This is a genomic window from Sphingomonas sp. PAMC 26621 (genome assembly GCF_000251145.1).
In the GTDB taxonomy this organism is placed as follows: domain Bacteria; phylum Pseudomonadota; class Alphaproteobacteria; order Sphingomonadales; family Sphingomonadaceae; genus Sphingomonas.
The window spans coordinates 21448-44161 of sequence record NZ_AIDW01000006.1; the positions used below are offsets into that span (position 1 = coordinate 21448).

General features: G+C 62.5%; 13 protein-coding genes and 1 pseudogene. 10 read left to right on the top strand and 4 right to left on the bottom strand.

What is annotated here, in order from left to right; translation table 11 throughout:
* The first annotated feature begins 317 nt into the window (after positions 1 to 317).
* The gene (locus RI03_RS02760) at positions 318 to 1715 is read left to right on the top strand and encodes a methyl-accepting chemotaxis protein (protein WP_010215028.1); all 1398 of its coding nucleotides are present in this window, start codon (positions 318 to 320) and stop codon (positions 1713 to 1715) included.
* A 354-nt stretch (positions 1716 to 2069) separates the two neighbouring features.
* Positions 2070 to 2495, top strand: a complete 426-nt coding sequence (locus RI03_RS23400; protein ID WP_138995590.1) for a hypothetical protein — start codon at positions 2070 to 2072, stop codon at positions 2493 to 2495.
* Positions 2496 to 2585: 90 nt separating this feature from the next.
* On the opposite strand, the gene RI03_RS02765 is transcribed toward RI03_RS23400, so the two are convergent.
* Entirely contained in the window at positions 2586 to 3251 is a 666-nt protein-coding gene (locus RI03_RS02765; protein ID WP_010215029.1) for a dihydrofolate reductase family protein, read from the bottom strand.
* A 701-nt stretch (positions 3252 to 3952) separates the two neighbouring features.
* Between RI03_RS02765 and RI03_RS02770 the strand changes: the two genes are divergently transcribed.
* From RI03_RS02770 to RI03_RS02780, 3 genes are all read left to right on the top strand, one after another.
* A complete protein-coding gene (locus tag RI03_RS02770; RefSeq protein WP_026046397.1) occupies positions 3953 to 4450 on the top strand; it encodes a MucR family transcriptional regulator in 498 nt (165 codons plus the stop codon).
* Between the two features lie 553 nt (positions 4451 to 5003).
* Positions 5004 to 6221, top strand: a complete 1218-nt coding sequence (locus RI03_RS02775; protein ID WP_010215032.1) for an MFS transporter — start codon at positions 5004 to 5006, stop codon at positions 6219 to 6221.
* Positions 6218 to 6427 (top strand): MFS transporter, encoded by a 210-nt coding sequence (locus RI03_RS02780; protein ID WP_010215033.1) that lies wholly within the window; start codon positions 6218 to 6220, stop codon positions 6425 to 6427. The genes RI03_RS02775 and RI03_RS02780 overlap by 4 nt, the downstream gene beginning before the upstream one ends.
* A gap of 118 nt (positions 6428 to 6545) precedes the next feature.
* On the opposite strand, the gene ggt is transcribed toward RI03_RS02780, so the two are convergent.
* Both ggt and RI03_RS02790 read right to left on the bottom strand, forming a co-directional pair.
* Positions 6546 to 8297, bottom strand: coding sequence for a gamma-glutamyltransferase (gene ggt / locus RI03_RS02785; RefSeq protein WP_010215034.1), 1752 nt, complete (start codon positions 8295 to 8297; stop codon positions 6546 to 6548).
* 210 nt (positions 8298 to 8507) lie between these two features.
* Positions 8508 to 8912: pseudogene (locus RI03_RS02790) on the bottom strand (AraC family transcriptional regulator); the annotation flags it as partial.
* Positions 8913 to 9271: 359 nt separating this feature from the next.
* On the opposite strand from RI03_RS02790, the gene RI03_RS02795 reads away from it, so the two are divergent.
* Both RI03_RS02795 and RI03_RS22230 read left to right on the top strand, forming a co-directional pair.
* A complete protein-coding gene (locus RI03_RS02795) occupies positions 9272 to 10372 on the top strand; it encodes a TonB-dependent receptor (RefSeq protein ID WP_010215037.1) in 1101 nt (366 codons plus the stop codon).
* Positions 10373 to 10496: 124 nt separating this feature from the next.
* Entirely contained in the window at positions 10497 to 11429 is a 933-nt protein-coding gene (locus RI03_RS22230; RefSeq protein WP_010215038.1) for a TolB family protein, read from the top strand.
* A gap of 858 nt (positions 11430 to 12287) precedes the next feature.
* Here the strand turns inward: RI03_RS22230 and RI03_RS02805 are convergent.
* A complete protein-coding gene (locus tag RI03_RS02805; RefSeq protein WP_010215039.1) occupies positions 12288 to 18695 on the bottom strand; it encodes a peroxidase family protein in 6408 nt (2135 codons plus the stop codon).
* 339 nt (positions 18696 to 19034) lie between these two features.
* On the opposite strand from RI03_RS02805, the gene RI03_RS24275 reads away from it, so the two are divergent.
* The 3 genes from RI03_RS24275 to RI03_RS02820 are packed head-to-tail and all read left to right on the top strand — an operon-like array spanning position 19035 to position 22713.
* Positions 19035 to 19571 carry a hypothetical protein gene (locus RI03_RS24275; protein WP_193790612.1) on the top strand — a complete coding sequence of 179 codons (537 nt, stop codon included), beginning with the start codon at positions 19035 to 19037 and terminating at the stop codon, positions 19569 to 19571.
* Entirely contained in the window at positions 19568 to 20992 is a 1425-nt protein-coding gene (locus tag RI03_RS02815; protein ID WP_010215041.1) for a TolC family protein, read from the top strand. Before RI03_RS24275 ends, RI03_RS02815 begins: the two co-directional genes overlap by 4 nt.
* A complete protein-coding gene (locus tag RI03_RS02820) occupies positions 20989 to 22713 on the top strand; it encodes an ATP-binding cassette domain-containing protein (protein WP_010215043.1) in 1725 nt (574 codons plus the stop codon). The genes RI03_RS02815 and RI03_RS02820 overlap by 4 nt, the downstream gene beginning before the upstream one ends.
* Position 22714: the final 1 nt, after the last annotated feature.

Consider the following 22714-nt stretch of genomic DNA (forward strand, 5'->3'; position numbering starts at 1 on the left):
GGATCTACCCCGCATAATCGTAATGCGCTGAAAACCGGGTCTTTGGCGGCGGGGCGATCGTGAAAGACAGAGGGGATGTGCCTGCGGTCCGGGCGTTGCGCGGCGTGCGCGCGCCAGCCATCTGACCCGTTCTGCCAAACTCTCCGCCAGACTTGCACCGATGCGACTGAACGAATGGCTGAAGTCGGGCATGGGTTTTGCTCCGCCAAACGTCAGCAGTTGAGTCAATCTGTTGCAAAAAGGCAAAACCTATATCGCCAGACGGCACCTCGAATGATTAAAACGTTGTTTATTGATGGGGCTTAAGCGGGTTTCCCATGACCATGACCGCCGACGCAATCGAAATTACCGTAAAGCAGGCCGCGCGCATGTCGGGCGAACTTGGTATCCTTACACTCGATCTCCAGGCGGACATTGCCGCATTGGCAGGTCGGGTAACCGCTCAGGCAAATACCATCGACGAGGTCGGCTCGGACGCGAACATACTTGCGGCTGACGTTGACAATGTCGCTGCTGCAGCACGCGAATCCCGCAATGACACAACTGCGGCGAAAAGCGTCATCGACGATTCGAACGCCCGTCTAAATGCTGCAATCGGCAACGTGGTCGAACTGATCGAGCAGGTTAGCCACATTCACGACGGGCTTGGCGCGTTCAACACCGCGCTGAGTGAAGTCGGATACATCAGCGCTAGCATCAATGTCATTGCGCGCCAAACCAACCTCCTTGCCCTGAATGCTACGATCGAAGCTGCGCGAGCAGGTAACGCCGGTCTGGGTTTCGCCGTTGTCGCAAGCGAGGTGAAGAAGCTCGCAGGAGAAACCACTTCCGCGACTAAGCGCATCGAACAGTCGATCGCCACGCTTGCCGTGGAGGCGGGCAGTATGCTGACGCGCATCGGGGAAGGGGTCGGAAAGGCCCAATCGGCTCATCGTGGCGCAAAAGGGATCGAAGCGTTGGTCAGTCAATTGCGGGAGCTGATGCAGGGATTAGAGCGTAATGGCGACAGTGTCGCTGACCGCGTCGATTCCATGGTGCACGCCGTTGATCGCGTCCGCGCGGGCCTGGACGCCCTTACCGGTACGTCTACCCAAAATGCGACTGGGCTTCAGCAGCTTGCGAGCCGCGTGAGCGTCGTAAGTAACGACACAAACGCTATGTTGCAGATGCTGGCGGAGAGTGGAGCGGACATGCCAGACTCTCCGTACATCAACTTTGGTCTGCAAGTCGCGCGTTCGGTCGGCGAGGCCGCTACGGCGGCGATCGCCTCGGGCGAGATCGACTTGGCAACGATGTTGAGCGATACTTACGCTCCGGTGCAGGAGAGCGATCCGCCGCTGTTCACGCATCCTGCTCAGGCACTGCTCACACGCTTGGCTCGACCCCATCAAGAGAACGCGCGGCAGCTTCCCGGCTTTTTTGGAATGAGTTTCACCGACCGAAACTGTTTCGGCGCGGTGGCTATGCCGGAACGCTCGCTTCCTCAACAGAAGGGCAATCGACCATGGAACGCGGAATATTCGCGAGCAGGTTTAATCTATACCTATCCCGAGACCCGGATTCAGGTCCGCACCGCGACGCCATTTTGTCTGAAAGCGTATCGGCGTCCGCTTACTAGCGGTGGAGTTGTATTATTGAAGCAAGTGATTGCCTCGATATGGGTGGCCGGCCGACATTGGGGCATCCTGCAGCTCGCTTATGAAAATCAAGGCTGACGCCGAATATCGCACATCACGCGTCAGCGCGCCGTCGGGCCGCTTTCAGCGGTGCGGCTAGACCGCCACTCCGTCTCGCCTAAAAAGACACGTGCTCCGTACGGTTTTCAATGACGGGCGCATAACCTGAATCAATGACCGGTTCCGGTTCGCGCTACGGCGCTGTTGGATGATCGGCATTCGGTCACCGCAGACGCGGCCGTCGAAAAGCAGCTTGAATAGGTAAGTCTCGGATTTTCGGCTCTGTGGCCGGCATTCCATTCGCATTTTCCGTGCCTGGGCTATCCTTGCATCAGTTTAGGAACCAGTGGTCGAATCCATGCGCTCCGGGCGCCGCCACCGAAGGAAACAGCGATGGATGAGTTTGCACGGATGATGAGTATGGAGGGTGTGCGTCCTCTCGATCAATTGAAAGAAAAGTCCCGCCGTCTGGTCAAACAGCCGTCTCCAGTCTCTAGCCAGGCGATAGTGACACCGCCGGAATTGGGGCAAGGTGGCCACGCATGGGTTACCGGACCACGTGCTCGTACTGCGCTTGAGACGGCGCTGGAGCGCCTTGCCAACGAGATCCGGAATGGACGGCGTGGCTGGGCAACCGGCATTCTTCAGGATGGCAGAACGGTCACGCTGCCTGCCTCGTCAGGAGCGGCATCGCTGCTTGGAACCGCAGATCGCCAATCGCTGCGCCTTATGATTGTCGGCGGCGACGGCTGGACCTTCGTAATGCATCCGCTGATGGGAGTCGCTACGCTCGATGATGATCCTGCTGAATCGGAATGAACGCGCGTCCGAAAACGACTGCGAGTGGCGTGTTCCGAAAAATTGCAACGGGTTTGAGTGCGAACAGCGGCCGGGAGCGCGGGTTTGGAACTACCAGGTCCCCTCGTTCATCCGGCGCTGACGTTCGGCCTCCGCCGCACTGGTGCTGGGGTGAGGATGCTCGACAGTGGGAATCGGACCAGACGGTGCCCAGCGCGTGACGATCACACCTTTTTCGCCAACCTGATGTTCGAGCAGCCGCATTGAGACTGAAGGCGTGCCATCGTTGAATATCCGCTTGCCGGTCCCGAGAATGACGGGAAAAGTCATGAGCACCAGCTCGTCGATCAAACCGGCTTCGAGCAATGGCGGGTAGAGCGTAGACGAGCCCTGGATTAGCAAGTCGGGTCCGTTGCTCTCCTTCAGCGTGCGGATTGCGGCAATGCTGTTCACGCGATAGCTGTTTGCCCAGCCAAGCTGCTGGTTGCCATGCGTCACGACATACTTGTCAGCAGCGCTTAGGGCACCCCCCATGTCCGCCATCTCGCCTTCCACGAACGGCCAATAAGCCGCGAAAATGTCGTACGTTCGCCGACCTAATAGGAGTGCGTAAGGCGGTTTGAACAGCTCACCTAGCACCGGATTTATCACATCGTCGCCTATCCCGAATACCCAGCCGCCCTGATCGAAGTCTCCGGTTCGATCCTCTGTTGGCCCCCCGGGAGCCTGTATAACACCGTCAAGCGATACGAACGCTGCGCCAGTCAACTTACGCATGGATCAAATCCTTTCGGTGGACGCCCTGACAATCTCTGTTCTCGACTGGAACATGTCGAGCGGCACGTGTTCAATCGCCGCTCCGTCGAACCTGACAGATTTGTCGAGATGAGGGAGTGACTAAGGCGGCTGAACGTCAGCGACTTGGCCGATTGCGTTATCGCAGCCGCTCGTTCCCACGGATAGGCCGTCGGCCAGCCGGTTGAAGCGGCTCGTGCAACACCTGTTTTCCCGCGGCACTTCCTATCCCTTCATTCCGAAGCGTAAGAATGCCGGACCCGGCATAGCGGACGTCTCGTTCGAACGTCTGGCGGGAGCAGTTGGCCAGGGACCGGCCGTGGCGAAGCTTTCAGGGTTGAAAGGGCCACGGGACAAATCACTGGCGACATCACGACTATGGTAAAGGCCTGAGACGCCAGCACGGAAGCGTGATCGCCGGCGATCAAATCAATGAAGTCGGAATATTCAAAGAATATAGAATGGTATTATCTTTTTTGCGCGTAGATACCTCTACCTTCGATGAATTGCTGAAAATGAATTCCGGGATTGTAAAAATTTTTAAGAGCATCGATATAATTATAAACCATCATCTATTTTAAATAGGTACCACCTAAAACCATGCTCCTCATGTTTTGGAACAGATCACGTTGGAGGCGAGTTTGCGGTATTCCGATTTAATCGCCGTCTTGAAGGAAACTGAATTGACTGAAGAAACTACCAACGCCGTTGAATTAGCGACCGAATTGACGATGGCATGGCTGTCGAACCCGAATACGCGCACTTCTGCAGAGGACGTCCCGGCATTCCTGAAGTCGATGCATGACGCAGTGATCGGTCTTTCGACTGCGCCGACCGAAGCTCCGACCAAGGGCGCCGCTGCCGAATTTACTGGTGCGGTCACAGCGAGGAAGTCGCTGGCAAATCCCGACGTGATTATCTCGATGATCGACGGCAAGCCCTACAAGACACTGACTCGGCATCTCTCCACCAACGGTTTGACGGCTGCCGAATATCGCGCGCGCTATGGCTTGAAGCCCGATTATCCCACGACGGCACCGTCTTATTCGGCAATGCGTCGTGATATGGCGAAGAAGATCGGTCTTGGTCGAAAGCCGGGCCAGAAAGCCCCTGCCAAGGCAGCGATTCCCGTAACGGCGCCGAAGCGTGGTCGCCCCGCGAAAGTAGTCGAGCCTGCCTGAAGCGTCCGGCGGCGAGCATACTGATCATGTTCGCCGCCGTTCAATCGATCGTTGAATGAAGATAACCATCCGATGTTACGCGGAAAAAGGGCTCTGGCAGGAATGGCCCAAGCTACGCCATCGTTGAAAGACGGCCTTGAGTCCGCTGTGCACTTTTCCTAGTTCGAACCCACAGTCGATTGGTCGGTAAAATTGCCGTCCCCCTTATGAACGAATGAGGAGGGCGTTCGACCGACAGACTATGGCCCGGAACTGACAGGCGTCGCAGCTACGGCAGACCTCCTCAGAAGCTCCAAGTCTGAGAAACCAGTGCGTCGATGCACGCTTCTCGGGAATACGCGATGGCAAGACCCGACGCGCGTGATCCAGCCATTTCAGATGGAGCGTGTGCTCGCTGCTCTGCCTGTTGATTGCGCCGGAGTACCGCATACTGTCTCTCGCGTATCGCCGCTGCCGAACTGAGATGCTCAAATACATCGGCACATGAGAAAGGTCGAAGGCAGCCAAGTGCGCGTTTGCGCGTTGCTGCACCGCACCATTTGGACGTTATCTTATGCCTATCCCTGCGCCCGACCGGCCTGCATCGGTCGGGCTGATCCATTTTGCCCTGGCGCTCGGCGGCTTTGCGATCGGTGTGACCGAATTCGCAACCATGAGCCTGCTACCGTACATGTCGCGTGGGTTGCACATCGACGAACCGACGGGCGGGAACGTCATCAGTGTCTATGCGCTTGGCGTCGTGGTGGGCGCGCCGTTGCTGACCGTGTTGGGCGCCCGCCTCAGCCGCCGTACGCTTCTGATCGTGCTGATGTCGCTTTTTGCCGTCGCCAACGGCCTGAGCGCGCTGGCTCCATCCTACCACGCGATGCTTGTCTTCCGATTCCTCAGTGGTTTGCCGCACGGGGCCTATTTCGGCATCGCATCCCTGGTCGCCGCATCGCTCGTCGCCCCGGAAAAGCGCACGCAAGCTGTGGGGCGCGTGATGCTCGGGCTGACGACCGCCACCATCATCGGTGTGCCCTTTGCCAATTGGCTCGGGCAGGCGGCCGGCTGGCGTTGGGGGTTCAGCGTCGTGACCGTGTGCGCGTTCTCGACCGTAGTGCTGGTGCTGGCGGTCGTCCCGCGCGACCGCCCCGACGCCGGTGCCAGTCCGCTGCGGGAACTGGGCGCGTTGCGCCGTCCGCAAGTGTGGCTGACGCTCGGCATCGGCGCGATCGGCTTTGGCGGGTTGTTCGCGGTCTATACTTATCTCGCGTCCACGCTGATCGAGGTGACCGACGTGCGACCGACGGTGGTGCCGCTGGTGCTCGCTGTGTTCGGGATCGGCATGACAGCGGGCAATCTGATCGTCCCGCGCTTCGCCGACCGTGCGCTGATGCCGACGGCGGGCGCATTGCTGCTGTGGAGCGCGGCGTCGCTCGCGATCTACACCGTGGCAGCACACCACTTGTGGTCGATCGTCCTGGCGGTGTTCGCGATCGGGCTCGGCGGTGCGCTCGGCACGGTGTTGCAGACTCGGCTAATGGATGTGGCGGAGGAAGCACAAGGGTTGGCCGCGGCGCTCAACCACTCCGCGTTCAACACCGCCAATGCGCTCGGACCATGGCTTGCCGGGATGGTGGTGGCAGCCGGATACGGCTGGACTGCCACCGGCTGGGTGGGATGTGCGTTGGCGCTGGGTGGTCTTGCCGTCTGGGCGGTCGCCTTGCTCTGGACAATCCCGGATCGCCGCCAGCGATCCATAAGCGGATCGAGCGGGGCGGTGGCGTGAGCGAAATTCTCGCGCCACCCACGGTACGCCGCCAGTTCGTCCTTGCGGGCGTAATGGCGGGGTCGTTCATGAAAGCGATCGAAGCGACGATCGTGGCCATCGCGATGCCGCAAAACGCTGGGCAACTCCTCGACCGGCGGCCAGAGAGCGGCCATGCGCCCGAACTTAACGAATGGCCGTCCGGGGAAGGGACGGGGTTGGCGTGAATGACCGCATCTGGGTCCAGCCGGTCTTGGAAGCGGGCGGTCTGTGATGGGCGAGGTTTGGCATTGAGGCGCCGAAAATGATCCCTGCGTGTGCCTCCGTATCCGGTTGCCCGGAGCGTTAGCGCACCGCCGCGGCCGACCCGGCACCGCCCCGGGCATCATGCGCGCCGAACATCGTCGCTCCCGCCAAAGACGGCGCGCCGAGCGACAGGAACCCCGACGTCGGGCTGGCCGCGCTGCGGAGTCGTGGTGCCCCGAGCACAATGCCCTCGGCGATCCCCCAGTGTTCCTCGTCGGAGAAGGTATAGCCGCGCTGTTCGAGCAAGTGTCGCGTGTCGGCCGACAGCGCATACGGTTCGAGCGCGACCGTGTCGGGGAGCCATTGCTCGTGGATGCGCGGCGCGTCGATCGCCTCCTGCACGTCCATGCCATGATCGACCATGTTGAGGATCGCCTCGAGGGTAATGGTAATGATGCGTGAACCGCCCGGGCTGCCGATCACCAGAACGACCTTGCCGTCTTTCAGCACGATCGTCGGGCTCATCGAGCTGAGCGGGGTCTTGCCCGGCGCAACCGCGTTCGCCGTGCCCTGCACCAACCCGAACATGTTGGGCGATCCAGGCTTGGAGGTGAAATCGTCCATTTCGTCGTTCATCACGATGCCGGTGCCAGCGGCAACCCGGTGCGCGCCAAACCAGTCGTTGAGTGTGTAGGTGACCGACACCGCATTGCCCCTGGCATCGACCACGTCATAGTGGGTGGTGCTCTTGCCCTCGTGCGCTGGCGCTGCCGGGCCCAGCGTCGCGGAGGGTGTGGCGCGTTCGGGATCGATCGTGCCACGCAGTTTCGCGGCATAAGCCGGATCGAGTAATTCGGCGATCGGATTGGCGATGAAGTCGGGATCGCCGAGCTTGTTATTGCGATCGACATAGACCCGGCGCAGCGCCTCGACGAGCACATGAACTTCGGCAGCTGAGTGAAACCCCATTGCCCTTAGGTCATAGCCCGACAGGATGTTGAGCGTTTCGCAGATCGACACGCCACCGGAGCTGGGGGGCGGCGCCGAAACGACGTGATAGCCACGATAGTCACATTCTATCGGCTTCAGTTCGCGTACCCGATAGGCGGCGAAATCCTGGCGGGCGAGAATCCCACCGCCCTTTGCCGATGCCGCGACGATCGCTTCGCCGATCGCACTCTTGTAGAAAGCGTCGGGGCCATCGGCGGCGATCCGTGTAAGCGTCCTGGCCAGGTCGGCCTGCACCAGCCGATCACCCTTGGTCAGCGGCTTGCCGCTTGGCTGGAAGATGCGCGCGGCTTCGGGGTCGCGTGCAAGTTTGGGGCCTTCGCGGGCCATCGGGCCGGCATCGCCCTGGCCGAGCACGAAGCCATTGCGCGCCAGGCGGATCGCCGGTGCCATCAGCGTCGCGCGCGACAAGGTGCCATAGCGTGCCCGCGCGGTCTCCAGGCCCAGCACCGTGCCCGGTACGCCGACCGCTTGCCAGCTATCGGTTGACCGGCTCGGTACGGGGTTTCCGTCCTTGTCCTGGAACATCGTTGCACTCGCTGCGCGCGGCGCCTTCTCGCGGAAATCGAGGAAGGTCGAGCGGCCGTCGGCGAGGTGGAGCGTCATGAACCCGCCACCGCCGATGTTGCCGGCCTGTGGATAAACGACGGCCAGCGCGTAACCGACCGCGACCGCTGCATCGATCGCGTTGCCGCCCTTTGCCAGGACCTCGACGCCGACGTCCGTGGCGATCTGCTGCGCGCTAACAACCATCCCACCAGAGCCGGCGACTGGCTCGCGATCCGCCGCCGCGGCGACTGCTGGAACGAGAGCGAAGCAAAGGGCGGGGAGGAGGGTGCGCATGGCGTCGATGGTGGCGCAAACCACAGGAATTGAAAAGGACGTACGGGCCTACAGTTTGTGCCTGGGCTTTTCGCGTGGAAACGGACGTCGGTTCTGCCCTCGCCAAAGAGGACAAGGAACGACGGTCCGAGATTGGGCGTGCGGATGTTGATGCGAATATCCGACTGTCAGTCGTAGCGGTATTCGTCGCGCCATGAGCCTTGGCCGTGCCTATCGCAGTGGCAGGAACACGTCCGTGATCGCTTCATGTGCTGGCACGAGCGGGAAGAACTTCTTGCGTTCACAATAGAGCGGGAAGTCCCGCAGTTCTTCACCGCTTCCAGGCAACCAGTCGCGGTATAAAAACAGCGCTGCCGGCTCGAGGTCTTCGCCAGCCGAGCCCAACAAACGCAGGGCCGCTACCCTGCCGCCGGGAATGGTTGCGGCTTCTACCCCATCATCATTCGGGGCGATCGCACGGTTCGTGGCGACGCAGATCTCCATCCGGAATTCAGCCGGTGCGGTAACACGCGTGTCGCTCGGGAAGATGCCGTAAATCGGCAAGTCGGGATCGGTCAGGCCGTTCGCTTGGCGCCACGCAATGAAGCGCGCCACTGTGGCGGCAATCGTCGCGGGCTCTCCGCGCCAGTCTTACGCATGGTGAAGCGATCGTTGCTTTGAAAGAAGGTCGATGGCTTGTCAGCGTTATGCCCCAACCGCGTTGCTGTCGGCCCCGTCGTTTGACTGGGAGTGGCGGATACCGTCAGAAGCTGCCAGTTTCAGGTTGGTAGGGGAACGGCTTAAGTTGGTCGATGACGGCCATTTCACTGTAGGTTGCACTCAGGATGTGGCCATGGACCCAGTCAAGTTTGCAAGCCTGCATGGTATGAAAGGTCTGTTTCAAATCTCACTTTAATAATTTTGGGAGGTAAATCGAGGAAGCGTTGTCTTGACCCCTGAGCCGCACATGCAGCGCGGTTTCAGGGGGAACTTCAATGACGCAACGGACACCGATCTGGATTCTTACCACGACGGCTATGATGGCCTTGGCACCTCCGGCCTATGCCCAGAGCGACGCAGCCCGCGACTTCGATCTTCCCTCGCAAAGCCTGGGCCAGGCGCTCCAGCAGATTGCGCTTCAGTCAGGTCGCCAGGTGATCGCCCCATCAGCGCTGACCGAAGGTGTCAAAGCATCCGCGATCAAGGGGCGCTACACGCCGACCGCAGCTGTCGGGATATTGCTGCGCGGCACCGGTTTGCACACCGCGTTGGTTGGGAGCACGATCGTCATTCAGCAGGTGGCTCCCGGCGATGACGGTGCGCGCGGCAGTGACATCCTGGTAACGGGAACGCGCATCCGGGGGCGGGCGCCGGTTGGATCATCTGTGATCCCGATCGACCGCAAGGCTATTGACGAGAGCGGCTACGCCACCACCCAGCAGATATTGCAGTCGATCCCCCAGAATTTTGGCGGAGGTCCCAATGAAAGCACGAGCGGAACCTTCGACAGAAACGCGAATTTGAACGTGACCCAAGGCGCAACTGTCAATTTGCGCGGCCTAGGTGCCTCCTCGACGCTCGTGTTGTTGAACGGCGATCGGGCTCCGCTCAGCGGCTACGGCGGGTTATTCTCGGATGTTTCGATGATCCCCGCGTCCGCGATAGAGCGGGTCGAGGTCGTCGCGGACGGCTCGTCTGCGATTTATGGCTCCGATGCGGTGGCGGGCGTCGTCAACATCGTGCCGCGACTAAAGTTCGAGGGCGCTGAAACGAGCCTTCGCTATGGTTCGGCTGACGGTGCCGCGCAGGAATTTCAGGCGAGTCAGATCGTCGGCACGCATTGGTCCGGGGGCCACCTTGTTGTCGCCTACGAATATTATCAGCGCAATCGCCTGGAGGCTTCGGACCGTGACTTCGCGACCGACGATTTGCGCAGCTTTGGGGGGGCGGATCATCGCACGCCTTACGCCAGTCCGGGGACCATCTACGCGTCGCACTCAGCATCACCAATCTTTTCGATCGGGACCCACCGTATGCCGCCTATTACATCGGCACTTATGGTGCCGCCTACGATGCCGAGAACGCCAATCCGCTGAAACGCGTGATCTCGCTCCAGGTCACCAAATCGTGGTGAGGTCGAGCCTGTTTGGAGCGGCGATCCTCGTCTCCTTGGGGGCCCTGCCAGCGCATGCCTCCGGCGTTGATTGCGCAACGCGTTTGATGCCGCCATCTGTTATTGGCACTACTGCAATCACCGCGCGCGCGCTCGTCGAGCTTCGGGACTTCGGCGGAATAGACAATCGCGCGAGCAGCGCCGCGCCGTTTTCCCTGTCGCCCGATGGGAAGTGGATCTCCCTCATCCTGCGCCGGGCGGACGCCGACGCGGACAGCTACTGCCACGGGGTGCTGCTCCTGTCGGCTGATGGCATGCGCCCCCCGCGACTGCTCGACGTCGGCGGCGACTATATCTCGATGACGGGTGATAGCCACGGCATTGCGAACATGCCGAATGGCGGTGCTGCTGTCGTGACTCCTGCCTGGGCGCCGGATGGTCGCAGCCTCCTGTATATTCGCCGCGACAAGGGAGTGAGCCAGGCCTGGACCGTTGGGCTCGACGGAGCTCCGGCGCGGCAGGTCTCGCATATGGCGACCGACGTGCGCGAGGTTCGATGGGCGGGCGATGGACGACATATCCTCGTGACAACGCGCCCGGGGGTGCGGGACGAAGAAATCGCCATTGAACGGGAGGGGCGTCGCGGCTTTCATTATGACGCGCGGTTCTGGCCGCTCGCGGAGAGCAAACCGAAGCCGGTCGCACCCATTCCCACGCTCGTCCAGTCTATCTCGTTGAACTCGGGCACTATCGAAACGGCCGAGGAAGAGAACGAGGAGCAGGGCAAGCCGGAAAGCTTCGCGCTAAAGCCGCAGAACGCCATTTTGTACGCAAAATCGGTCGCTGGCGGCCGCGCATGGACCATAAAGACCGACCCAAGCCGGTATACAGGTCCTGCAGGGTTGCATGTCTCGGCGGACGGGGTCGACTATCGCTGCCCTGACGCCATCTGTGCACAGCGGGTCGCAGGCCTATGGCCAGGGGTTTTGAGCACAACCTATTGCCCTGGGATTGAAGATCGCAGGTTATGCCCACAGTAGGCAAAAATTCGTGCCTTTCACGAGCGGATCACGATCAAAAATTCCCTCTTTTGGCGAGGGTTCGAGTCCACTTTTTGAAAGAAATTAAGGTGGGCCACGTAGGGGCCACGGAATCGACCGATTGCTAAATATCACGCTTTTACAGTATTTAAGTAGTGCGCTGTGAGTCCTGTAAGCGGCACCATCAAAACCATTGATTATCAAAACAAATCCGGGCGGCAGTGGAGGCCTGAGGGCGTTCGTCAGTCCGTGGCCCCTGGGTGGCCCCTACCGAATGAACCTCAGGACACCTTCTTGAGTGTTCGTAAGATTCCCCACGGAAACGAATACCCGAGCCGCTGTGCAGGTAGCGAATCGTTCGACCCAGCAGTTTCAACTGCTCCAGCCCCGCCACTAGCTGCGCGCGCAGAAGCCGGTCGCTCGGCTTTCCCGCACCGGCGTTCCCTTCGACCGCCGGTACCGCGCCTGCCTCTATCCCGGACAGGCCATCGCAAGCTCGCCGAGCGGGGGAATTAGACATTCGGACATCCGGTGGGTCGCAGCGCATCAACTGGCACCTGTGGAGATGGCGGGACGGCCACTTTTGAACGACGGTTTCGAGGCATGCAGACGTCTGTCGTACGGTGTCTCCATTGTCAGGACATTCCCGTTTTTTCGCTGGCAATCGAAACCCGGCAAATGAAGTGAAGAGGTGGTTGCGCGACAAACACATCCCCGGTTGAAGGCTCGAAGGGGAGAAACGCCTTGCTGCCGGGTTTGGGGTCTTGATGGCGGCGGGGGCCGCTCCGGGCGCGGGCGCAGCGCCGGGCGAGGACATGACGATCCAGTGCCTGGCGGTGGCCAAGCACTGGATCCAGTTCAGAGGACGATGTCGGCAGCCTGCAGCGTGGGCGTAACCCCGTTGACGTTGGAGAGCAGGATGGCGAAGTCCGCGATCCCGTCACCGTTGACGTCCCCGGACAGCACGCCCGCCACGATGTGGAGCTCGCCTGCATGCAGCGCCTGCTGGCCCCCGGTCATCGCGGTGCTTCCGGTGAAGGCGCCGCCGCCGATGAAGGTGAACGCCTGGTCCCCGCCGAGGCGGGTGTTCGCGTCGATCGCGCGGAGATCGATCTTGTCGCTGCCACTGGTGAAGTCGAGGATCGTGTCCAGCCCGGAAACCTGCCCCGGAATAAGGACGGTTGAATCCGAGAGGGCGGTGTAGACGAAGATGTCCGCGCCCGCTCCACCGGTCAGCACGTCGGCGCCGCCGCCACCCTGCAGGATGTCGGCACCGCCCCCGCCCGAAAGAACGTTGGCCGCATTGCTGCCGACGAGGCGATCGCCGAAGTCCGAACCCGTCAGGTTCTCGATCGACTGCAGCGTGTCGGAGGAGAGCACCGATGCCGAAGCGCCTCCGACTGCCGCCACCGTGCCAACCGTCACGCCGGTCTCGCGCGCAAACGCGTTGTTTACGCCGAGGTCGGCATAGACGCCGCCGACCGCATGCAGATAGGTGGCGGTATCCGAGTCCGCGCCGCCCTGGAGCGTGTCGCTCCCGGTTCCACCCTCGAGCACGTCCGCCCCCGCGCCACCGACGAGCGTGTCGTTGCCCCCACCACCGCTGAGCGTGTCGGCCCCGGTGCCGCCTGTGATGGTATTGGCAAGCGCGTTGCCGGTGCCCGTGAAGCCACCAATTCCCGTAAACGTCAGATCCTCGACGTCGCTGCCGAGCACATAGCTCGCAAGCGTCGTCTGGACGAGATCCGTGCCGCCACCGGGAAGCTCGGTTACCACGTCACCAACCGAGTCGACCACGTAGACGTCGTTTCCGGTGCCGCCGATCATGACGTCGTTCCCGGTGCCACCATCCAGCGTGTCGTTTCCGGCCCCGCCGTTCAGCGTGTCGTTGCCGCCACCGCCGCTGAGCGTATCGTTCAGGGCGCCGCCGGTGATGACGTTGTCCAGTGCATTGCCGGTGCCGGTGAAGTTGCCGGGACCGGTGAAGATCAGGTTCTCCACATCCGCGCCCAGCGTGTAGCTGTTGATCAACGACTGCACGGTGTCCGTGCCCTGACCGGCGGTCTCGACCACGACGTCATTGGCGCGTTCAACCACGTAGGTGTCGTCACCCAGCCCGCCGACCATGCGGTCCGCGCCGGCCCCGCCATCGAGCAGGTCGTTGCCGATGCCACCCGTCAGCGTGTCGGCACCGGCGAGACCTGAGATGTAGTAGTCGAGGGTCACGCCGCCGGTGACCCCGCCATTGGGGGCGGTCAGGACGTTAGCCCCGGCAGTGCCGACGAGATCGTCGTTGAGGATGGAGCCGACAGCGGTTGCGCGCAGGATGGTCGCGTTGACGGCGCTTGAAAGCGTCAGGCCGAACGTCTCGTCCAGCTCCTGCTGCTGATCGCCCGTTACGTTGACCGTGACGGTCTGCGTGGTCTGCCCGGCGGCGAAGGTGAGCGTGCCCGAAACCGCCGCATAGTCGGAACCTGCGGTGGCGGTGATATTCGCCGTGGCGTAGTTCACCGTCACCGGACCATTCGTCGCAGGACTGGACAGCGTCACCGTGAACGTCATCGCATGGACGCCGTTGAGGCCTTCCCCGACCGCGACGTCGGACACCGACAGGGTCCTGACCGCGAGCTGCTCGAACGTATAGTTCGTGGTCGTGCCGCCGGATACGAACTGATAGTTGTTCACGTCGACCACCAGATCGCTGCCGCTCGCCGCACCGGTGATCCGAAGGATCTTGTGCCCGGCGAACACGACCTGCTGGATGACGTAGTCGTTGCGGCTTCCCTGGAGCACGAGCGTGTCGGACTGTCCGGACAGCGCCGTGCCTGCGGCATCGCCCAGCACGGTGTTCTTGAACTGGTCGGACCGCAGCATCTCGGTGAAGTGCTTGGAGTAGTCGACTCCCCCAAGCTGGGCATTGGCCGCGTCGATGATGCCGGCGTTGATGCCGGAGGTGGCGAGCGTGTCCAGGTAGCCGACACGGTGCGACGCGCCGGCATATTGCGCATCCTGGAGTTGGTCCGCCGCGGTAAGGCCGGCATTGTCGTTGTTGTGATCGTACGTGGAGAGAACGCCTGGTGCCGACTCGTACTTGCCGATCAGCGCGTCGAGCCGGATCGAACCACCGATGATGATGTCGTTGCCGCCATCCGTGGTGAACACGTCGTTGCCGCCGCCACCGATGATCCAGTTCTCCCCTGCATCGCCGAGGATGTGGTCATTACCGACGGAGCCGATGACCCCTTCGATCTGCGCGGTGGCGATCTGCGTCGGAATGCCCGTAACGGTCGTGCCCGGATTGGTCTGGTTCGCAAGATCGAACGTGATGCCGCCGGGCCGCGCCGCGTTGTCGCTGAAGTCGACGAGGTCGAAGCCGGTCGATCCGGGTGTATTGCCCTCGTCGGTGACGCCGTCGCCACCCAGCACCTCGTCGGTGCCGATGGTCAGCGCGCCGGTCTGGTCGCCCGGCCGCAGGATGTCGTCTCCGTTGCCGCCGAACAGCTGGTCCTGATCGGCACCGCCGACGAGCACGTCGTCTCCGTTGTCGCCGTACAGGATGTCGCCGCCCGTGCCGCCATCGACATAGTCGTTGCCGTCGCTGCCGTGCGTGAACGGATCGGTGTCCTGATCTCCGTAGATGGTGTCGTCACCGGTGCCGCCCGAGAGCTTGTCGATCCCGGTGCCGCCGGAGATGAAGTCGTTGCCCGAACCTCCGATGATCTGGTCCGAACCGTTGATGTCGCTCCCGCTCGACTCCCCGTACAGGAAATCGTCGCCCGAGCCGCCGTCGATCAGATCGGGATTGTCTCCACCATAGATCCTGTCGCTGCCGTCTCCTCCGTAGAGACGGTCGATCCCGTAGCCGCCGTAGATGATGTCGTTCCCGGCCTCGCCGTAGACGGTGTCGTCGCCGCCCTGCGCATAGATCAGATCGGCATGGTCGGTGGCGACGATGACCTCGCTCGATTCCGCTCCGGAATTGGGTGTGCCATCGAGATTTACCCCGTCGTTGAGCTGGGCCTTCGGGCTGTCGGCCAGGCGGGTGTCCTGGATGTACTGGACGCCCCCGATGGTCACGACGTTGCCATCGTTCCGGGCACCCAGGCCACCGTTCGAGTAGACCCCGAGCGTCGGATGGAGCGTCAGCGCTCCGGCCGATACGAACGCCCCGTCCGAATCGTAGACGTCGCCGTACTTGTGGTCGTTGCCGGTCGTCTTGACCTCGCTGCCGGAGGCCGCCGCCACTTCCTTATGGGCGCTCAGATCGACGTACGCGTCGGCATAGCCGAAGATGTTGCCGTTGAGGTGCGAGAGCCCGGTGTTGCGTTCGACGATGTCCTTCAGCTGGGCGTTACCGACCTCCTCGCCGAACTGCTGCCCGGCAAGACGGTAGAGATAGTAGAAACGGTCACCGTCCATCAGCGACTCGATCTGGGCGACGAACACCTTGTCGAACGTCTCACCGAGCAGTCCACCCGGCTGATGGACCTCGGCCAAGCCTCCCAGCCACGTGTCGATCGCGTTGAAGCCAAGCGTGCCAGCCCCGCCGAGAGTCGCATCACCGCTCATGAAGGCATATGCCTGCGCGGTGGTGAAGAGCATCGCGGCAGGATCGCCCTCGGCGATCGACCCGTCTACCAGACCGACCATGGCGCCGGCCTTGGCCATGTCGCCGTCGAAGGAGTAGGCCGCGATGAAATTCACCAGCGACGAAGGGTGCTGCATGTTCTGGCCGAAATCTGTCCAGCTCGTGTAGCGTGCCAGGCCGATCGCCCCGCGGAAATCGTTGAGCGTGGGGATGCCGATGTCGCGACCGCGTGCGATGTTGATCGCGGCAAGATCCAGCGGCTGCCCGAGAAGTCCCTGATTGAGCGCGGGCGTGACGAACTCGTCGACTTCGTTCATCTGCTGATGCGACATGCCGAGCACGATGGCGGCCGGCCCGACGTCGGCGAACTTCTCTGGGCTGAGGAATGCATCGCGCAGGGCATAGCCCATGATCTTGCCGGTCAGACCCTTGGTAGGATCGATCGTGTCGATCGTCTCGCGCAGCGTCGAGTGGCCGAAGCGGAACGCCGCCTGCGAATATTCGAGCGAGATGTCGGCGTTCACGCTTGAGGTGTAGCCGACGAACTCCTGGATGTTCGGCGTGACGTTGCGGGCGTACTGGTCGACCGCGGCGTGCTGATACTCCATCTCGACGATCAGTTTGGAGGCGTTGAACATCTTGTCCTGATCCCAGGCGATGGATCCGTCGGAGAAGACGAAGTCGCCTGCCGCGTTCGTGGCGTGGGTGTCGATCTGGAAGGCGTGCAGCTTGGCATGCGTCGGGTCGCCCGTCACCGTGTCGTCGCGGTGGAGCGCATCCATCAGGTTGCCGACCTGGAAGTTGTGCTCCTCGTGGAAGACGTGATGGATCGAGGTGAGCCCGAAATTCTCGTTCACGCGGCCGTCGCCCGCGATATAGTGGTCGCCGACCGAGGCGAGCAGGATCTGCCCCACCGCGTCATGCACCGCACCCGCAGGCGTCGTGATGCTGAAGTCGGCGAAGTTGACGAACGGGAAGAGCGCGCTGGCGCCGTCCAGCGTATGCGGCGTTCCAGGAGGCGCCTGCGGATCCAGCGTCTGCATGAACAGCGTCAGCTTGTGCGTCGTGGGATCGATCCCGAACTTCGAACCCGCGCCGAACTGGACCTTGACGGCCGCATCGATGGTCGCGATCGCGGCATCGACCGACGCCGACTGGGCGGCGGTGCCGTAGCTGACCTCGGTCGTCTGCTGCAGGCCGTCGCCATTGGCGTCCTGGAAGCCGTGCATGTGGCCGCTGTCGAAGCGCGGGTTCATGTCGAGCAGGAGCGCGCTGCCGCTGACTCCCGCACCCGGCTGGCCGGTGGCGATGACGTGCCCCGAGGCGTCGCGGTTGCGCAGATTGTTCACGTCCTCCCAGGTCAACGCGTCGCGACCGGTCGCCTCGACGTGCGCACGCAGTTCATCCAGCGTCGGCAGCGTGCGGGTGGACATCGTACCGTCGGCCGCCTGCCACTGGGTCGCGAGCGTATGCCCGTCGAACAGCTTCATGCCGGCATGGAAGTCGGACGGGCTGGCCGTCGTCAGATCCGGCACCCACTCGCGCAACAGGTTCGTCAGCTGCTCGTGCGACCCGTAGGTCTGGCTCTGGTCGATGTAGGGCGAGGAGTGGTTGACGTACTGCGGATTGCCGCTGGCATCCACGCTGTCGACGGTCGCACGGGTGATGGTGATCTCGTGGACGGGCTGCCCGTCCGAACCCTTCATGCCGTACAGCGGATCGTCTTTCGCGAGCGCGATCTTGATCGTCTGCGCCGACCCCTTGCCGATGAAGTCGAGACCGTGGTCGAAGAACTGCCCGAACAGGACGAAGAAGCCATTCGACGGCGAGACTCCGGGATTGAGACCTCCAATGAAATGATCGTCCTGGCCTGCCGATGCCGCGAGCCGCGCCTGCGTGTCGACCTGGCCGAGACCGCCGTCGTGCACCGTCTTCAGGTCGCCCCAGTCGGTGACCGTGGCGATGCCCTTGGCGTCGTAGTAGATTTCCGTCGGCGCATGCGTGCTCGCCGCCGGATCGGCCGCGTGCTTCGCCCATGTGTCGTAGACCACGCCCGCCGTCGTGGTGGCCAGGCTGATCATGCGGGGCGTGTAGTCGACGACGTTCTGGATCGAGATCGGTGTGCCGTCGGCGGCAAGTGCGTTGGTCGTACCCGCCGTCGTGATGGTGTAATTAGTATTGATCGTCGGAGAGACGCCGAACTGGCCGAGCGGGGTCCCGTCGACCACGCTGCCGTCGCTGTACTTCCCGTAATAGTCTTTATTCGCGGCAAAGGCGCCGGCCTGTGTTCCACGATCGATCGAGACGTAGTGCTGGTAATCGGCCGGCGCGATGCGGCTGAAGTGCTGATCGACCGCTCCCCACTTCGAGTTCGCCAGCAGCAGGTTGTTGTTGGTGCCGGTCACGTCGCGAAGCCCGGCGAGGTCGACCGACGAATAGTAGGACGATCCGAACTGGGCGACCGCCGTCGCAGCCGATGTAGGGCCGGTTCCGGACAGGAGGTCCCCGTTCCAGAGCAGCTGATGGTGCGCGTCGTAGATCGCCCCGACACCGTTCCACCCCACGATCGCATTTCCCGCCGCGTCGAACAGCGGCCGAAAGTTCACTTGATCCAGCAGAAACGACAGGTCGGTGCCGTCGAGGACGAATGGCTTCAGGCCGTTGCGATAGGTAGGCATGTCTGATCCCCTTGACTTACCACTGCGGACGAAATCGATGCCATCGACTCCAGAGCATGTCCGGGGAACGACATCTCCGGCGACGATATGGTCGTCGCAACTCGAATCCATCATTCATTGCTCGTATGCCTAACGAAATATTACCATCACCTCATACATCCTTTTGCGTATTTGACTGTCAGACCGTTCCCCATCATAAAAATGGAAGATACCTGATAATTCTCTGAAAAATCTGCATCTCGACGCATGGCACGGCTGGCGTAGTGTCGAGTCATGCCAGCATTTACTGTTGCGGGACCGCGTCCTGTTTCGGGTTCTCATGTCGTGTAGGGGTGGGACATGTCGCTGTGCTCGGCAAATACTGTTGGGGTCAATCGATCTCATCTTTCTGAAAACGCTTTCATTCTCTCGTTTGAAAGCGGATTTCACCCAAAGATCGTGTTTGACCGCGACGGTGCCGAAGCGAGAGGGGTCTTCGCCTGCTCGCAGAACGTGGTGCGCTTCAAGGCGACGAACACGCAGCGCCGGATCGACGGCGTGTTTACCCGGGTCACGTCAAGCAACCGTCCAGGTGCGTTCGCGGGATTGGTGTTCATCCAGCGGCGTACAAACGGCTTCCCGCGTATCCTGCGACTCAAGGCAACACGCGACCTTCGGTACGACGTGATCGGCACGCGCACGAGCGTTGATCTGGAACGACGCGACCATCTCCCCGAGTCGCTGCTGCACGACATCGCCGCCCGAATCGGCGTGCGAATGAAGACGCTGCGCACCCAGCAGACCAGCGTTGTGGCAAAGACCGGAACACCCCGACAGGCACAGCTCATCTGCCTTCTCACAAGGCTGTTCATCCCAAGCGTCGGGGAACCGTCATGAGCATGCGATCGCGGATCCTGCTCGGCTTGATCGCGGGGGCCGCTTCGCTGACGCTGCCACCCTCGTCGAAGGCGGCAGTGCCGGACGGCCGAACGCTCCCATCTCCCGTCAGCGACCCCATGAGCCGGATCTTGGCCGCCGAAGACCCGATCCTCAAACTGGACGACACAAGCTATGACGTCGGTGGCTTCCGTGGACTCGTCGCGGCGGCCGTTCGACGCCACCCTGCGATAGCGGAAGCACAAGCCGGCAGCAAAGAGGCGCGTGCCGCCCGCAGCGAAGCAAAGGCGCAGTTGCTGCCGAGGGTGGACCTGTCGTTCAGCAGTTATCGAGTAGCGTCCCGCGCCTTCTCGAACGACCCGCAAAACATCATAGAGCGCTCGCGAGCCGACCGGCGAACAGACGCTCTGGCGAGCATCGACCAGACGTTTTTCGATTTCGGTGCGACACGAGCGCGAATAGAATCAGCCAACGAACGGTTCGACGCTTCGACAGCAGACGTGGACAACGTGCAGACCGAGGTGGCGCTTCGCGCGATTGCGGCATGGTACAACGTCTTCGCCTACCGTGAACTCGTTGGGTTGTCTCAGGGACTGACCGACCATCAGGTGGCGCTGCGTAAATCCATCCTAAAGCGCGTGTCGTCCGGTGCCACAGCGTCGGGTGATGTCGCACGCGTGGACAGTTACCTCGCCTCGGCGCGGACGCATGTTGCTATCTACCAGCGGTCGCTCGCGGCGGCCGAGGCCCAATTTACCGAGATCTACGGACGCCCCCCCCCCAACGACCTCCTTCCTGCCCCACCGCTGGGCAGGAAGCTCGCGAGCAGCGACGCGGCGGCGGCGGCGGTGGTGCACTCACCCACGGTCAAGGCAGCGGCCGCGGTGGCGCGTGCCGCCCATCTGCAGGCCCGGGCCGCGCATGCGGACACGTTGCCGACGATCACAGGCGGGGTCGATGCCGGCCGGTACGGCGTCTTCGAGACTGCGCGCGACTACGACGTACGCGCACGCGTTGCAGTGCGATGGCGACTGTTCGGTGGAGTCGGTGCCCGTGCCGACCAGGCTGATGCGCGCGCCGATGCCGCCGACGCCCGCACCGCTCGGACAGCAGAGGAGCTGCGCCGCGACGCGGTGATCGCCTGGACGGACGTCGGCGCGCTCGACCGGCAGCTCGTGGCGCTGCGGCAGAGCTACTTGGCGAGCCGCCAGTCGCGCGACGTCCTCGCCGAACGCTTCGCCTATTCGCGGGGGACCCTGTTCGACGTGCTGGAATCGGAGGACTCGTACTTCCAGACGGCGGCGGCATTCGTACAGGCGTTGGCCGAGCGCGACGCGACCCGCTACGTCCTGCTGGCAAGGACCGGGCTGCTGCTCGATGCGCTCGCCATCCCGCAATACAATCAGGAGACCACGCGATGAGCCTGCACGTGTCCCCAGCACGCCGGCCGCTGTTCGCCGAATGGCTGATCCAGCCGATGCGACGCAACGCGTCGGTCTATCTGAAGGTCGGCATCGCCGCCGTGCTGATAAACCTGCTTGGTCTGCTCTCCTCGCTCTTCACCATGACCGTGTACGACCGCGTGGTCCCGAACCACGCGACCGCCTCCCTGATCGGACTGACGGTCGGTCTGACCATCGTCATCTGCGGCGACTTCGCGCTGCGGACGCTGCGCGCCTATTTCATCGACATCGCCGGCGCGGACATCGATGCGGACGTCGGCGGCACGGTGTTCGACCGCCTGCTGGCGCTGCGGCTCGATCTCAAGAAGGGCTCGACCGGAGCGCTTGCGGGCCTGATGCGCGAGCTCGAGACGCTGCGCGACTTCTTCGCCTCGGCGACCATGACCGCGCTCGTCGACGTACCCTTCATCATCGTCACGCTCACGCTAACCGCGCTGCTCGGCGGCCCCGTGGTGATCGTACCCCTCGTCATGGTGCCGATCGTCATCCTGACCGGATGGCTGACGCATCCGGCGATGGACCGACTGTCGGCCCGGTCGATGACCGGTGGACTGCTCAAGCAGTCGGTACTGGTCGAGACCATCGGTGCGCTTGAAACGATCAAGGCCACGGGCGCCGGAGATCTGATGCGGCGACGCTGGGCCCTTGCGATGCACGATCACTCGCAAAGTTCGCTGACCCAGCGCCTCGTGGCGACGATCAGCGTCAACGTCGCCACCTCGGCGAACACCATCTCCTACGCGGGCGTCGTGGTGGTCGGTGTGATCCTCATGGCCGAGGAGAAGCTCACGATGGGCGCGCTGATCGCATGCTCGATCCTGTCCGGTCGCGCCGTCGCACCGCTCGGGCAGATCGCCCAGCTGATGTCTCGCCTGAACGCGACTCGGGCAGCCTACCGGCAGATCGACGCGATGATGACGCTTCCTCCCGAAGGGCCAAGCGAAGAGGCGTTGAAGGTGAGGACGCTGTCCGGACATGTCGAACTTCGCGGCGTTACGTTCCGCTATCCCGGAAGTCCCGAACCGACGATTGCCGGAATGGACCTGATGATCGGAGCCGGGGAAAAGGTCGCGATCCTGGGTCGGGTCGGATCGGGGAAGTCGACGCTGCTGCGTCTGCTGCTCGGCCTCTATCCGCCACAGGAAGGCATGATCCTGTTCGACGGAACGGAATCCCGTCAGTTCGATCCCGAAACCATGCGCAGGTCGATCGGAGCCGCCTTGCAGGAGAGTGTCCTGCTGACCGGCACCGTGCGTGAGAACATCGACCTCGGCCGGGCAGCGGTGGACGACGAGGAACTCCTGCGCGTCGCACGCCTTTCGGGAACGCACCAGTTCATCGGCCAGCTTGCCAATGGATACGATCTGAAGCTCGCCGACCGCGGCGAAGGTCTTTCAGGCGGACAGCGCCAGTCGATCGCGATCGCACGGGCGCTTGCGGGGAGTCCGCCGATCCTGCTGTTCGATGAGCCGTCGTCGGCGATGGATTCGGATACGGAGACCGCGCTGCTCCAGCGGCTGCGGGCGGAGATCGTCGAACGTACCGTAGTGTTGGTGACGCACCGTCCGCCGCTTCTGCAGTTGGTGGACCGGATCGTCCTGCTCGACGGCGGCCGCATCGTCGCCGACGGCCCGCGGGACGCGATCCTGCGTCAGATGACCCCTGTGAAGGCAGCCTGAC